Consider the following 14,026-nt stretch of genomic DNA (forward strand, 5'->3'; position numbering starts at 1 on the left):
TTTCTTCAGTAAAATAAAAGTTGGAAAAGACTATTGCTCTATATCAGGCAAATTTGATAAAATGCGGGAAGGTTTTGTTGGTGGCCACTATTGCCTCCTGCTCGGCTAGGGTCAATACAGGCTGACCAAATCCCCAAGCTTTTCTCCTGATCATCATTCCAAAATGGATATACGCATTGTATACGTTGAGTCCAAGACTTAACAATGCCAAAAGAATGATAAAAGTAGGGTCATCCGGAAGCAATACATTGTTCAGTGGATGGCTGATCCATTTGGAACCGCTCATGATGTACATCATGTATGCAGATAAAGTGTAAGCCCTTGCCTGAAGCCAAGTACCCACTTTGTAAAAGGCAGGAATGGTACATGATAAAAGCACTATCAGACCCATGACACCGTGCTCAGGGATACAGTTACAGATGTAACTCCAGTTCCAAACGTCATAAGCGATGATCCAAAGCAAGGTCATGTCAGGCCAAACCATGTCTTTGAATTTTGAATCGTCCGCCTTGATGGTCAACCATCCGGAAAGCGTGATGATACAAAGGATGCCGGCTGTACCGTTGAGGTAATGGTAAATGCCTCCAAATCCGGTACCCAATTCAAAATCCCTCATAACAGCTTCCACAATATTGATGGCCAAAATGGCTGCTACTACAAATTTTGCCCATTTGTAATTGTTCAATTTGGTAAACCTGACCAGGGTGAAAAACACTGAGCCAGCGAGGGCTGACCATACCTTAGCTACGTGAAACCACGTGTCTACCGCAGTACCTACTGTCGTGATGGGCCATACATAAATGGTGAGGTAAAGCGGCAAAATGATACATGTAGCCCAAACAAACCATTTGGACCCTCTGCAGAGGTAATTGAAAATCAGCAAAACAATCAAAACCGCCGAGACATGTATGATGGCAGGCACATTGGAATGCTCCTGCACTTCATAATCAAGTCCGTCTTTGGAAAAAGTGAACAAACCCTCTCCTGCTTTGGTCATGGTGACATCATTAAAATCGTCGATGACACTCGGTGGCCAAATCGGGGTAATGGTCAGTTTGTCACCGATCAATTCATACTTCTGTTTTTCTTTGAAATCTTTGTCTTCCGAGTTTTTCTCGGTGACGATGACCGTTCCATCTTTGTGGAAGCTGAAGATGAAGATCTGATTGTCACTTCGGGTGACTGCATACTTGCCGTCCAAAAACTCCCTTTCCTGGGCAATTAGGGGCGACATGATTCCCCCAAAAAGAAGGAGGAACAGCATTGGACTAAAGAGGTTTTTAATCCAATGAAAACTGGTACTTTTTCTCATGTTACTGTTTTGTTAAGTTATGGTTAATGGAGTAAATAAAAAGATCACAGTAAGGAATTAATGTAAAGAAATCATTACGAGGATTTCAAATTAATTTTGTCTTAGGAAATATAAAAGAGTTTTTATTTTAAAAAAATCCTTTTTACAAATAAATAATAAATTTTTTCACCAAATAGTGATACAAAAAATTTCGGTAAACAATGAAACTCAAAATAAAAATAAGCAATTCATAGACTTAAAAATTATTTTGGAATCCGATTCCTTTTAACTTGGTGAATGCAGAAAAGTAGGTAAATAATACCTACCGATAATATTTTTGGACCGTTTCCATCACTTGTCTATAACCCGATTTTCTAACAAAATAAAATCCCCATCAGCCAAGCATTCCTTTTAATAAATCGACGGAACACTTATCCATTAGCTTATCCCATTTAGGATGTTGAATAACTATCTGACCTTTGATCTGCCGGTGGTCAAAAGGCTTCCGTGGTTGAAAAAACTTAAGGAATAATTATCCGGCCCTGAATTTTAACGGGCTGGTCTTTAGGTGTTTTTTGAAAAAGTTGTTGAAATGGGTCACTTCGGAAAATCCCAAGGCGTAGGCAATATCAGAAACATTCCATTTGCTGTGTTTGAGCAGGACTTTGGCTTCCTGTATGAGCCTGTCAGCGATCACCTGAGAGGTGGTTTTGCCGGTGGTTTCCTTGACGGCGCGGTTGAGGTGGTTGACGTGGACATTGAGGTGCTCAGCAAATTCGGAAGCTGAGCGCAGGTCGATTTGGGGATGATTGTCCTCGACGGGAAACTGCCTTTCGAGTAATTCCAAAAACATGGCCGATATCCTTTGGGCGGCATTGAATGGCTGTCTGTCAGCCAAGGTATTTGGCTGCAGCTTGAGGCCATAATGGATGAGTTCCAAGATCAGACTTCGGATGCTGTCATACTTGTATTTGTATTCCGAGCTGAAGTCGGTTTCCATTTTCTTAAAAACCGCCTCCACTTCCTCCACCTGTTGGTCGGAAAGTTCAAAAACGTGGTTGCCTGTTGGCTGGAAGATCTCATATTGGCTGATGTTGCCAAAGTCATGCATGAAATGTTGGTTGAAGATACAGTATTGGCCTTTCAGGTTCTCATGGTGCTCCCATTTGTAGGGGATCAAAGGATTTGAAAATGCCAATGCCTGCTTTTTGACCTCTATGACCTGATCTGCATAGTACACTTCACTTTTGCCCTTGACCAACATGACCTTATAGAAATCCCGTCTTCTGTAAGGGATAGAGGTGGTTTTTCCTTGGGAATAAGGTTCCAACCGGAACATGTTGAAATGCCCGATGTCGTTCCTGATATTCTCAGGAAGCCAATTGAATTTCCTTTTGTAAAATTCTTCTAAACTTTCTGGTTTGTCCAAGTTTTCTCTACTCAAAATGTTTGGTGAAAAGGAAACCTTGGTGAGGTTTCTTGATAGATATATGCTGCGCGATATAAATGGATATATACTTCGTGATATAGGTTTTAGCATCAAGCCTGATTGACATAACTTTTGGTTGATTTCTGCAACCTATTTCAACTTTATATCTATTGTATTTCTACTGTATTTCTACCTAACCAATATCAATTAATATCCAGTATCCATTAATATCTATTTAAAGCATCTAGCCTTATTGACTTAATTTATGGTTGGTTTCTGCAACCTATTTCAACTTTATATCTATTGTATTTCCACTGTATTTCTACCTAACCAATATCAATTAATATCCAGTATCCATTAATATCTATTTAAAGTATCGGATTCGATCTTTTGACAAATTCATTGTTGAAGGAATAGATCAGACTGATGTTCCAGATCCAATTATCAACCTCGATTTCTGAAACAATCTTTTTGCTGACAATTCCGCCTAGTGATATCGGGAAATCTCTTCTGCCAATCACCAAAGAGGAACTTGCAAAATACCCGTCTTTTTCATTCATCTTCAAGTAGAATACATTTGGCCGGGCATTGAAGAATACTTTCTCCGATATGGAAATATCTGTAAATGACGGGCCCAAGGCCACAAATTGATTGAGGGCATAAGGGACTTTGCCCAAACTCCTGCCGGCAAGGTAAAGAAAACTCACTTTTGTCTTTGGACTGATCGTGTAGGTGGGTGAGATTTCTGCAGCAAAAAACCGTTGGACTTCTGTTTTTTCAACCATTTGACCATTGGCATCAGGCTCCATGGTAGTCGTAAAAATAAAAGCCGGATGTGCACCGACATGCAGGGTGAATTTATCAGATTTGACGATTTTGTACCGCCACCAAAAGATAAATGACCAAGGCTTCCCATCCAATGCAAAGCGTAGTTCGGGATCGAAACTCAGCCTTTCACCGCCCATCGAGAGTTCAAAAATCGCTGCCGGTCTCCCAAGCGAAAATGCCGGAATGAGAGAAAGTCCGTTGTTGGTGACGCTGATATTGCCACGGAAATAGCTTGGCCCTTTTCCGGAATTATCCTGAGCAAAAACATCCGTACCTATAAATAGAACATACACCAAAAGGATCATCGCTTTTCTCAAAGCCAACTTATGGAAACCAAAAATCAAATAATATCCTTCCCGTGGGTTTGGCGATGGTTCTTCTCCAAAAATTTGAAAATACTGCGTCATGTTCCTGTTTGTGAATGCTTTTTATTTTTTTGATGATACAAAATTACCAAATGAGAAGGGGCATTTTTAACTTTTTTCAAAGTAATAATTACGATTTTCAAACAATGGGGAGGTGGAAAAAAATGTACAAGGGCAAGATCAAGAGGCTTGGTTCAATATTCAAAACGGAAGAAATCACATTCCTTTCCTTTCAAGAATAAGCCCATGACCAATAGACTATGGTCATGGGCTGCAGTTTGGTAATTAATTTTTCAGAATTAAGGCTTGGAGGCCTTCATGTACGGCAAGCAATGTTCCTCCATATCCTTTGGAAGAGTCGGCCAGCAGATTTTTAATTTCCTCAGCACTTAATTCAGAAGATTCGCCCCGAAGCTTTTGGATCGCTAGTGTGGCCAATTTCTCCAAATGTTGGGCATGGGGAGCGATTTCGGCAATCCGTTCATTTGAACCATAAGCCGGGATTAGCTTTTGATTGATGGCTGTCCATTCTTCAAGTTGTAGGATCAGGTTTTGCTTGAGGCTATCCTCTTTGGATTCGAGGTATTTTGCAGCGTCCTGGTTAAACTGATAGGCAATTATGCTTTCCGGCCTGGCGGCATCCACCACCCTGTCCAATGGAGTTGTGGTGAGGAGTTTTGGGCTGTAGATGACCATTCTGTTGAAAAGAATGTCTTCCTGGAGTATAGAAACCAAGGATGTCAAAGGACTGAGAAATGGGGGTGCGGTAATTTCACGAAGAATCTCACCAGTTGCAGTGCGGTGTTGGATTCCCGAAATTTCAAGGTAATCGTCCATCCTTTTTAGTCTGCGATACAAGTCCGGTATGTCTGTAGTCATTGACTGTGGACTCCAAAGTTTTTCGGCTACTGACGAAGCCCTGGGCCATATTCTGGACTCCGCCGTCCTTGAATCAGCCATTTCTGTCCACATGGCGGCTTCTCCGCCAATGATATTTTTTTGCTGAAGCTCCGTGAGGGGTTCGATTTTGTCAAACTTTGGCAGTGGAATTCCCTCCACCATATCAGAACCCCCGTTTCTCACCCCTTCGACATGGATATCGAACAGCGCTATGCTGGCGCTTCCGATCAAAGAATCTCCCTTGATTTCCAATTCATTCTTGAATGTTCCCAAAGAAATTGCAAACTCAAAGTTCAGCTTATTGCCTTCTAATCGGGCTTCTTCAAAACCCCTTGCATCTCCCATAAAGGACATGATTCCCCGAAGGTTTTCTCCTTCTCCAAAAAGGAAAAGCTCAGCCTCCAGGATAGTTTCATCAATTTTCATTTCCAATTCCCAGCTTTTCCAAAGTGCGGTATCAATTTCTATTTCAACTGCTCCGGGAATCACAAAAGGGTCAGTTTCATAGTGGGATTTGGCAGAAAGCTTATGGTCAAGGTAATATCCTGTGGAAAGGATGGCCTTGTAATCCTGTCTTGCGGCGTCCCATAGGGAACGCATATTTCTCCATGCCTGCACTGTGATATTGCCTTTTGGAAGTTCAGGGTTCAGGATTTCGTCCCACCCGGACATATTTTTACCATGATTGGAAACAATCTCAAAAAGTCTCTTATTGAAATATGCCTGTAGGGCTTTAGGGTTTTCCAAACCATTCTCTTTCATGAAAGACTGGATTTTTTCATTTTCTTCCCATCTTTTTGGACTGACCTCATCTCCACCTATATGGAAATACCGGTCAGGAAAAAGCCCGGTCATTTCTCCAATTACCTGGTCTAGGAAAACATATAAGTCTTCATTTGTAGGATCCATCACATGGGTGGAAATCCCAAAATCCAGGGAGGGCCCCTCCGGTCCCGGTCCACTGTCAAACTCAGGATAACCTACCAACCAAGAAGTGGAATGGCCGGGTAGATCAAATTCCGGAACTACCCTAATCCCCCGATCTGCTGCATATTGGACTACTTCCCTGATTTCCTCTTGGGTATAATAATGGCCATTGGAACCCATTTCATGGAGTTTTGGAAAAAGCTTGGACTCAACCCTGAAACCCTGAAAATCGGTCAGGTGCAAATGCAGGACATTCATTTTATTTGCTGCCATGGCATCTAGATTTCTCAAAATAACCTCTTTTGGCAAAAAATGACGGGCAACATCTATCATCAATCCCCTCCAGGGAAATCTAGGTTTGTCCTCGATTTCCATAGTTTGGATATACCATTGTCCATTTTTTTCTTGGATCAGTTGAGACAAAGTCTCCAATCCATGCAATATCCCGTATTCTACGGGGGCAGACAGAATTATTTGATCAGCAGTAATGGATAAATTATAAGATTCATCGGAATCAAAAACCGGAAAAGGATCTGAATCGGGGCTGCTAAGCTTGACGATCAGATTTTTGGATTGACCTGAATTTTTACCAAAACCTGTTTGGGATTTCATCCTGCTGAAAAACCGATCCAAAGCTTTTTCAACCCTTTGGGTCGAATGATTTTCAATTTCCAAAGTGACATCAGAACTGATCAGGAATTCGCCCTCACCAAGTTCCAGCTTCGCGGGCAATGGCATAAGGTAAATTTGGGCACGGTCTTCGGGAGAAATCAAGGGTGGTTCGGGCCGCAAAAACCCAAACCAAGCAACCGCCCCTGTCAAGACCAAAACTCCCAGTGTGATCAAAATATATCTAACCGCTTTCATAGAAGAAATTTTAATTTATCATTTTGATACAATAGTAGGGATATTTTTTTATGTATTAATATGATACAATAGTTTTTACCTTTGGTACATGGAAAATAACCTTCAGGTCAGTCTCTACAAAATCTCGCAGGAATGTCTCCCGGGTCTTTCCATTGAGTGTGTGATCCTAGGGTATGAGAATCAACAGTTAAAAACCTTGGTTTTTAAATTCAAAGGCGAATTAAGTTGGTCCCTACCCGGTGGATTTATAAAAAAGGAGGAAGATGTAGAGGAAGCGGCAGACCGGATTGTAGAAGAGCGGACAGGATTGAAATCCCTTTATTTAAAACAGTTTCATGTATTCGGATCCAAAAACAAGTCCTATGACCAAATGGGTAAATATCCGGGACAGTTGGATTCATGGATGGAAAAATTTGGACTTGGAGAAAATCAAGAGCTGAAAGACTGGTTTTCAAAAAGGCTGGTGACAATCGGATTTTATGCTTTGGTAGAAATCAGCGAACAGCGTCCTGAGGTTGACCCCATATTTGAATCCTGTGAATGGATTTCTGTCGAGGAATTGCCGGATTTGTTTTTAGGACAAAATGAAACAGTAAAAAAAGCTTTGGAACACATCCGGATCCAATTGCATTACCAGCCAGTCAGCCAAGCTTTATTACCCAAAAAATTCACTATGTCTGAGCTCCAAAAACTATACGAGATTCTTTTGGGAAAAACCTTGGTCCGTAGCAACTTTCAGCGCAAAATGTTGGGGCTGGATTTTTTTATAAGAAACGAGAAAAAAAAGACCGGATCAGCCAACAAAGCCCCCTTCCTATATTCCTTTGATCAGGAAAAATATCAAGAGGCGCTTCAGCAGGGAATTGGTTTGCGGTTGTAAGGAAATACTTTCTTTAAATCCAATATGAGTCGCAAAGAAATTTCCGTTTTTCAAACTACCTGCTTTATTAAATTAGACTTTTGAAACAACAATCAATTTGTGGATATGAAGAATTCCCTGCTTTTCTTTTTGGCTCTTGTGATATTTGGATGTGCTAAAGAAAAAACTCCAGAGGAGGTTTTTCAGGCGGCCAAAGAAAAATTCTATGCCGCAGAGCAAGTCAGCTTTAAGCAGGTGATGCTGTGGGAAAATCCTTTATTGGGAGAAGTCGATACATTTTTATATGAGTTGAAGCTTCAAAAACATCCAAATATATACTTTGAATACAATTACATTGGCAGGAGAAAAGATTCAGAATTATCCTATCTGGATGATGTATTGACCACCATCAATCACAAGGACAGCACTGTGACGATTCATTCAGAGGAAACCAAACCTGGATCTGAAAATTTTGCGAGTTCAAATACGTACCTGGATTTTTCTCCTGTAAATCTTTTTAAAAAGTCACCATGGATTTATAAACAGGACACAGCCATCAATGGAAAAACCCACATGAACTTCTATTGGGTCCAAATGGATACCGTGATCAGCGAAAAGAAGATTTACCTAGAAAACAACATGTTTATCAATCCTACCAACCTGACTGTGAAATTGTTATCGCGCAGGTTGTACCACGATGGAAAAAGAAGCCAATTGATTGAAAATGTTTTTGAGGAATATGAATTCTCCAAAATTAAAGACTCTTTGAGCATCCACCCACCCATGGGCTACCTGTCAAAAATCGATGGACAAACAGACAAAGATTCTCCCAACATACTCGCAAAAGGTGAAATTGCTCCTGATTTTGAACTTAAAGACCTAGACGGAAATACAGTCAAACTTTCAGATTTCAAAGGTAAAAAGGTTTTGCTTGACTTCTCGATGATCAATTGCGGTTGGTGTAAAATCGCCTTAGAGGAATTCAGCAAACCGAATTTCGAGTTTGCAGCTAACATAATTCCCTTGTATGTCAATCCCGTCGATCCCAAGGAAAAAATGGAGAAATACGTTTCCAGAGTGACTGTTCCATTTCCTGTGCTCATCGACGCCAAATCGGTGGGAGAAGCATACGGCGTGAGCGGATACCCCACCTTTTTTCTGATCGATGAGTCAGGGAAAATAGAAAATGTGGAAGTGGGCTATTCAGATGAATTGATGGTAAAATTGAACAAGGGAAGTTAAGCGAACCTTATCTGTTTGTTTAGAAATCTTTCTGCTTAGAACTACTTCTATAAAAAAATATCACCGAAATAGACGGCTATCAGCAAATATTCAAATGGCCAAAAAACGGTTTATTCACTCATAGGTATCAAAAGGGGAATCCATATTCAACAATGAATCTTGGGCAAAAAAGCAAAAAAAAACCAGCCTTTTCGGGCTGGTTTTTTTCACTACTTTTTAACTAAAGTGTCAGATTGTTTTTTATTAACTATATCAAACCTATCCAGATTCATCACTTTATTCCATGCTGCCGCAAAGTCCTTCACAAACTTTTCCTTTGAATCCTGCTGTGCATACACTTCTGCAAGTGCTCTTAATTCAGAGTGGGAACCGAAAATCAGATCGACCCGGGTACCTGTATATTTTAATTCACCGGTTTTCCTGTCTCTCCCTTCAAACTTCTCTTTGGTGTCGTCCGCAGCTTTCCACTCGGTACTCATATCCAATAGATTTACGAAGAAATCATTGGTGAGCATGTCCTTCTTTTCAGTGAAAATCCCGTTTTTAGAACCATCATAGTTGACATTCATTGCACGCATTCCCCCTACCAACACCGTCATCTCCGGAGCAGTCAAGGTCAAAAGCTGCGCTTTGTCTATCAATAATTCCTCTGTCGAGATGGTGTATTGGGTCTTCAAATAATTTCGGAAGCCATCAGCCATAGGCTCTAGCAATCCAAAAGATTCGACATCAGTCTGCTCAGCGGATGCGTCCATGCGTCCCAGGGTAAATGGAATCTGGATTTTTTGTCCGGCATTAGCAGCAGCTTTTTCTACGCCTGTATTTCCTGCCAATACAATCAGGTCCGCTAGTGAAACCTTCTTGTCTGTAGATTTGGAATTGAAATTCTGCTGAATTTTTTCCAAAGCAGACAATACTTTATCAAGTTGCTTAGGGTTGTTCACTTCCCAGTTTCTCTGCGGAGCCAATCTGATTCTGGCACCGTTTGCGCCTCCCCGTCTATCCGATTCCCTGTATGTCGAAGCCGAAGCCCAAGCAGTAGAAACCATTTCAGAAATTGATAAACCTGAGTTCGAAATCTCTTTTTTGAGGATCTCAATATCCTGAGCGCCGATCAGTTTATGGTTTACAGCAGGAATAGGATCTTGCCAGATCAGGTCTTCTTTTGGAGCCTCAGGTCCCAAATAGGTTGTGTTTGGTCCCATGTCCCTATGAGTCAGTTTGAACCATGCTTTTGCAAATACTTTGTCAAACTCGTCAGGATTCTCATAAAACCTTCGGGATATTTTCTCATATACCGGATCCATTCTCATCGAAAGGTCCGTGGTCAACATGGTAGGCTTGTGTTTTTTGTTTGGATCAAAAGCATCAGGAAACAGTATCTTAGGATCTTTAGCTACCCACTGATATGCACCTGCAGGGCTCTTGGTCAGTTCCCACTCATTTTCAAATAAACTCTTGAAATATCCCTGACTCCACTTCACAGGGGTAGCGGTCCAAATTACTTCAACTCCGGAAGTAATGGCATCAACTCCTTTTCCGGATTTGTAAGAACTTTTCCAGCCAAATCCCTGATCTTCTATGGGTGCTGCCTCAGGTTCAGGACCTACATTTTCGGCGGGACCAGCTCCGTGGGTTTTCCCCAATGTATGCCCTCCTGCTATCAAAGCTACTGTCTCTTCATCATTCATTCCCATTCTTCCAAATGTCTCACGGATATCATGTGCGGCAAGCAACGGATCAGGATTGCCCTTTGGTCCCTCAGGGTTGACATAGATAAGACCCATCTGAACGGCTGCCAAAGGGTTTTCCAATTTGCGGTCACCTGAATAACGATTTTTATCATCCAGCCATTTCCCTTCTGATCCCCAATAGACATCAAGCTCCGGTTCATAGACATCTTCTCTACCACCTGCAAATCCGTATGTTTCGAAGCCCATTGATTCCAATGCGACATTTCCTGTTAGGACCATCAAATCCGCCCATGAAATCTTATTGCCATACTTTTGTTTGATGGGCCAAATCAACCTTCTTGCCTTGTCCAGGTTGCCATTGTCCGGCCAACTGTTGAGTGGCGCAAAACGTTGCTGACCAGAGCGTGAACCACCCCGACCATCTCCTGACCGGTATGTTCCTGCACTGTGCCAAGCCATGCGGATAAATAATCCTCCGTAATGACCATAGTCTGCGGGCCACCAGTCCTGAGATTCGGTCATCACCGCACGGATATCATTTTTGATCGCTTCATAATCCAGACTGTTAAAGGCTTTGATGTAGTCAAAGTCCGGATCCATGGGTGTGGACAAAGATGAGTTTTGACGAAGAATGCTTAGGTTCAACTGGTTTGGCCACCATTCCGCATTTTGGGTTGCAATCGCGTTACTGGAACTTTTCTTGGTGGCACCCGACCAAGCATCGACAGAAGGTTTCGTTTCCTGAGCCATTACTGTCAGTGTTGCACTGATCAGTATGGAAAATAGCAAGCTTAATTTTCTCATATAATTTGGGATTTATATTTTTAGACGAATCATTTATTTGTATAAAGATACAACAGAATAAAGCGAGTCTAGGATCGCAATTTTCTATTGAATATAGACAAAATCAATGATGTTTTAAATCCTATTACCGAAGCAAATCAAGCCTGTTTTTAAGTTTTTACTTGGAAAAAAAACCTCTTCAATAATTTAAGCTTAAATCCTAGGGTATGGCACAAAAAAAGTTGAATCAACTAAATAGATGAAACTGGCCTAATCAAAAATAAAAAGTGTTGCATTCAGATGACCTGCTTATGAAATTGAAAAAGGGAGGTTGAGACATCTCAATCCTTTGATCTCAAAGTTATCGTGCCCCCCAATGGTTTTGTCACAAAATCAGAATTCGGTCCAAACGTTTTTTGAAATCCGGCCTCCGTATACAAATGGACTTGATAAGGTTGTGGAAACCGTTCTGAACGGGCATTGTCGTGCACTCTGCTCGAAAATACATGTACAATTTGGATAGCTTCCATTCCATCCAATTTTGTATTTGGAATAATCAAATCGTCCAACCACAGCGCAAATTTCTTAGGGTCTTTCCAACCTTCAAAAGTCTCAGAGGAAGGACTTGCCTTGACAGGTACTGATGGCGGTTCACGTAATTCGGATTTTTCATTCTCAGTCAATTCAGAATACATTTTCTTGGTCTTGTTTCCGTTTTTATCCTGAATATAAAAAGTCGAGTTTTGATAGTAAAAATCCTTTTTCGAGGATTGACTCAACGTTTGGGGTTTAGCCTTTTGCTCAAGTTGGATATGGTCTATATGCTTGATCCCGTTGTCAAAAAGGGCATATTGCAAATCAGAAACAAAACCCATAGGGGTCTCCGGTTTTACGGTTAGTCTCGCTTTCGGCTTTGTTTTTTTCTTGGGGATTTCATTAATTACTTTTACTGCCTGAGATATGGTATATATCTTATTTCCAATTTCCACTTCACCATTTGCAAACAAAGTCAGGATGATATCAAAATCCTCTGTATTACGATCGGGCTTGACGTCATAGTAGAGCGTCTGTGGAATTTGGTCTTTATTTTGGGCGGAGACTTTTTCGCTTAAGATATAAACCAAAGCCCCGAGTACCGGCACCAAAGCTATAATCTTGATCCATTTTGTTGAATTTGTTGTGTTGTGTTTCATCATTTCAAGTCTTTTTTTGGTGAGTGAAAAATTCAAACTACTTGCCAATCCAAAATTTTGTCCCGTCAAAACCATGGATAAAAGCTCGAGTTTATATTTTTCGATAGGAATAATTTTCAATGCAGCTTGGTCAGCGATAAATTCATGGTTCAATTTGATGGCGGTCTTTACCCAATACAATCCCGGGTGAAACCAAAAGAAAACCAAAAGAAATTCGACCAAAAGGTTATCCCAACTGTGCTTTTCCTTCACGTGGGTGGACTCATGAATCAGTATCGCATCCGTAAATTTTTCGGCCTCAAAATCTGTATGGGAGACAAAAATATATTTCAAAAAAGAAAAGGGAGGGCAATCTTCATGAAGCATCACGAGGTTTTCCCCGCGGTATTTTATCAAAACATTCCGGTTTACTTTTTCAAATAAAATGTTGATATTCCTTATAAACCGGACCAACAATGCAAATGTGATCAACCCATAAAAAAGGATCAGGACCAGCTTCCAATCTAAGCTTTTTTCGGCATTGGAAACGACCGGCTGCATTCCCAAGCTTTCCACAGCAGGTACAAATTCTGTTGGCACTTCAGGTTCAAACAGCGGCTGTGTGGTTGCAACTTCAATGGTATTTAAAGGTATCAGGAATGACACCACCACTGAAAACAGGAGGTAAAACCTGTTGAAATGATACATGGCCTCTTTCTGCAACACCAAACGGTGAAACAACAGAAGGAGAAGCAGGCAGACCGCGGATTTGATGAAGTAAAGTGCCATTACTTTTTATTTAAGAGGTTGTCAATATTGGCTTTGATTTCGATGAGTTCCTCATCGCTGAGTTGGGTCTTTTTTGTAAAAAAAGAGGCAAACTGAGCCGGTGAATCATTGAAGAAGTTTTTGATGAGCGCATTGATGTGCTTGGAGAAATAATTTTCTTTGGTCACCAGGGGGTAGTATTCACGTGAATTTCCAAATGTCTTGTAGGCCACAAATTCCTTTTCCTGCATCCGTTTTAGCAAAGTTGAGATTGTCGTCGATGCGGGTTTTGGTTCTGGATATGCATCCAAAAGGTCTTTCATGAATGCGCTTTTAAGGCTCCAGAGATGGTTCATGAGTTCTTCTTCGGTTGGGGAAAGTTTCATTGTCTAGATTTAAGATCGATATCTACAAATGTAGATATTAATTTTAAATCTACAAGTGTAGATTGATTATTTTTCAGATTTTTTCAATTGGAAATTTTTACTTCGGACTTTAATAAAATAAACTTGCTGTATATCCGCCTTCTAACCAGTATGCGATTTCTTACGGAATGGTCTCGGCAGGCTCAACCACCGGGATTTAAAGATGTTAATAGGGGGAGAGAGAAATGCGGCAAAGCCGCATTTCTCTCTCCCCCTTCAAGTCTAAAGTTATCCGTTCACCGAGCTTGCCGAGGTGAAGAAAATTGGAATTTGGCTAATGGTATAAAAGCGGATAATCATAATGAACTTTAAAAATGTTCTTAGAGCTATATGAAATCGATCCTATTTTTTTTCAGCTACTTTTTTGCTTGACAAAAAAAGTAGCCAAAAAAGTCAAGACGGGCAACCGCACAATCTGGCTATTAAAACTCCCGTTTTAATCCCTTATCCGCGCACAAGGGCGGAGTCGGCCTCCC

9 protein-coding genes are annotated in these 14,026 nt (G+C 41.0%); 2 read left to right on the forward strand and 7 right to left on the reverse strand.

Translation table 11 applies throughout. The features are described 5' to 3' along the window. Positions 1–43: 43 nt before the first annotated feature. The 4 genes from MMU05_RS00630 to MMU05_RS00645 form a co-directional block, all read right to left on the reverse strand. Positions 44–1,312, reverse strand: a complete 1,269-nt coding sequence (locus tag MMU05_RS00630) for a DUF5692 family protein (RefSeq protein ID WP_241139752.1) — start codon at positions 1,310–1,312, stop codon at positions 44–46. A gap of 511 nt (positions 1,313–1,823) precedes the next feature. Next, on the reverse strand, positions 1,824–2,720 hold the full coding sequence (locus tag MMU05_RS00635) for a helix-turn-helix domain-containing protein (protein ID WP_241140057.1): 897 nt from the start codon (positions 2,718–2,720) through the stop codon (positions 1,824–1,826). Between the two features lie 368 nt (positions 2,721–3,088). After that, positions 3,089–3,955 (reverse strand): hypothetical protein, encoded by an 867-nt coding sequence (locus tag MMU05_RS00640; protein WP_241139753.1) that lies wholly within the window; start codon positions 3,953–3,955, stop codon positions 3,089–3,091. 243 nt (positions 3,956–4,198) lie between these two features. Further along, entirely contained in the window at positions 4,199–6,607 is a 2,409-nt protein-coding gene (locus tag MMU05_RS00645; protein ID WP_241139754.1) for a beta-N-acetylhexosaminidase, read from the reverse strand. Positions 6,608–6,695: 88 nt separating this feature from the next. Here MMU05_RS00645 and MMU05_RS00650 point away from each other — a divergent pair, with 88 nt between their 5' ends. Then, positions 6,696–7,487 (forward strand): NUDIX hydrolase, encoded by a 792-nt coding sequence (locus tag MMU05_RS00650; RefSeq protein WP_241139755.1) that lies wholly within the window; start codon positions 6,696–6,698, stop codon positions 7,485–7,487. A 105-nt stretch (positions 7,488–7,592) separates the two neighbouring features. Beyond that, on the forward strand, positions 7,593–8,708 hold the full coding sequence (locus MMU05_RS00655; protein ID WP_241139756.1) for a peroxiredoxin family protein: 1,116 nt from the start codon (positions 7,593–7,595) through the stop codon (positions 8,706–8,708). Between the two features lie 209 nt (positions 8,709–8,917). Here the strand turns inward: MMU05_RS00655 and katG are convergent, their stop codons facing one another. From katG to MMU05_RS00670, 3 genes are all read right to left on the reverse strand, one after another. Next, positions 8,918–11,152, reverse strand: coding sequence for a catalase/peroxidase HPI (gene katG / locus MMU05_RS00660; protein WP_418884455.1), 2,235 nt, complete (start codon positions 11,150–11,152; stop codon positions 8,918–8,920). A gap of 374 nt (positions 11,153–11,526) precedes the next feature. Next, positions 11,527–13,146 carry a M56 family metallopeptidase gene (locus MMU05_RS00665; protein ID WP_241139758.1) on the reverse strand — a complete coding sequence of 540 codons (1,620 nt, stop codon included), beginning with the start codon at positions 13,144–13,146 and terminating at the stop codon, positions 11,527–11,529. Next, positions 13,146–13,511: a BlaI/MecI/CopY family transcriptional regulator gene (locus MMU05_RS00670; protein ID WP_241139759.1), complete on the reverse strand. Its 366-nt coding sequence runs from the start codon at positions 13,509–13,511 to the stop codon at positions 13,146–13,148. Before MMU05_RS00670 ends, MMU05_RS00665 begins: the two co-directional genes overlap by 1 nt. Positions 13,512–14,026: the final 515 nt, after the last annotated feature.

It is taken from the genome of Cognataquiflexum rubidum, from assembly GCF_022538115.1.
GTDB classification, from domain to species: domain Bacteria; phylum Bacteroidota; class Bacteroidia; order Cytophagales; family Cyclobacteriaceae; genus Cognataquiflexum; species Cognataquiflexum rubidum.

Excerpts from the sequence above, each read along its gene's own strand:
- MMU05_RS00630 (WP_241139752.1), bottom strand. The coding sequence starts at position 1,312 with ATGAGAAAAAGTACCAGTTTTCATTGGATTAAAAACCTCTTTAGTCCA.
- MMU05_RS00640 (WP_241139753.1), bottom strand. The coding sequence starts at position 3,955 with ATGACGCAGTATTTTCAAATTTTTGGAGAAGAACCATCGCCAAACCCA.
- MMU05_RS00645 (WP_241139754.1), bottom strand. The coding sequence starts at position 6,607 with ATGAAAGCGGTTAGATATATTTTGATCACACTGGGAGTTTTGGTCTTG.
- MMU05_RS00650 (WP_241139755.1), top strand. The coding sequence starts at position 6,696 with ATGGAAAATAACCTTCAGGTCAGTCTCTACAAAATCTCGCAGGAATGT.
- MMU05_RS00655 (WP_241139756.1), top strand. The coding sequence starts at position 7,593 with ATGAAGAATTCCCTGCTTTTCTTTTTGGCTCTTGTGATATTTGGATGT.
- katG (WP_418884455.1), bottom strand. The coding sequence starts at position 11,152 with ATGGCTCAGGAAACGAAACCTTCTGTCGATGCTTGGTCGGGTGCCACC.
- MMU05_RS00665 (WP_241139758.1), bottom strand. The coding sequence starts at position 13,146 with ATGGCACTTTACTTCATCAAATCCGCGGTCTGCCTGCTTCTCCTTCTG.
- MMU05_RS00670 (WP_241139759.1), bottom strand. The coding sequence starts at position 13,511 with ATGAAACTTTCCCCAACCGAAGAAGAACTCATGAACCATCTCTGGAGC.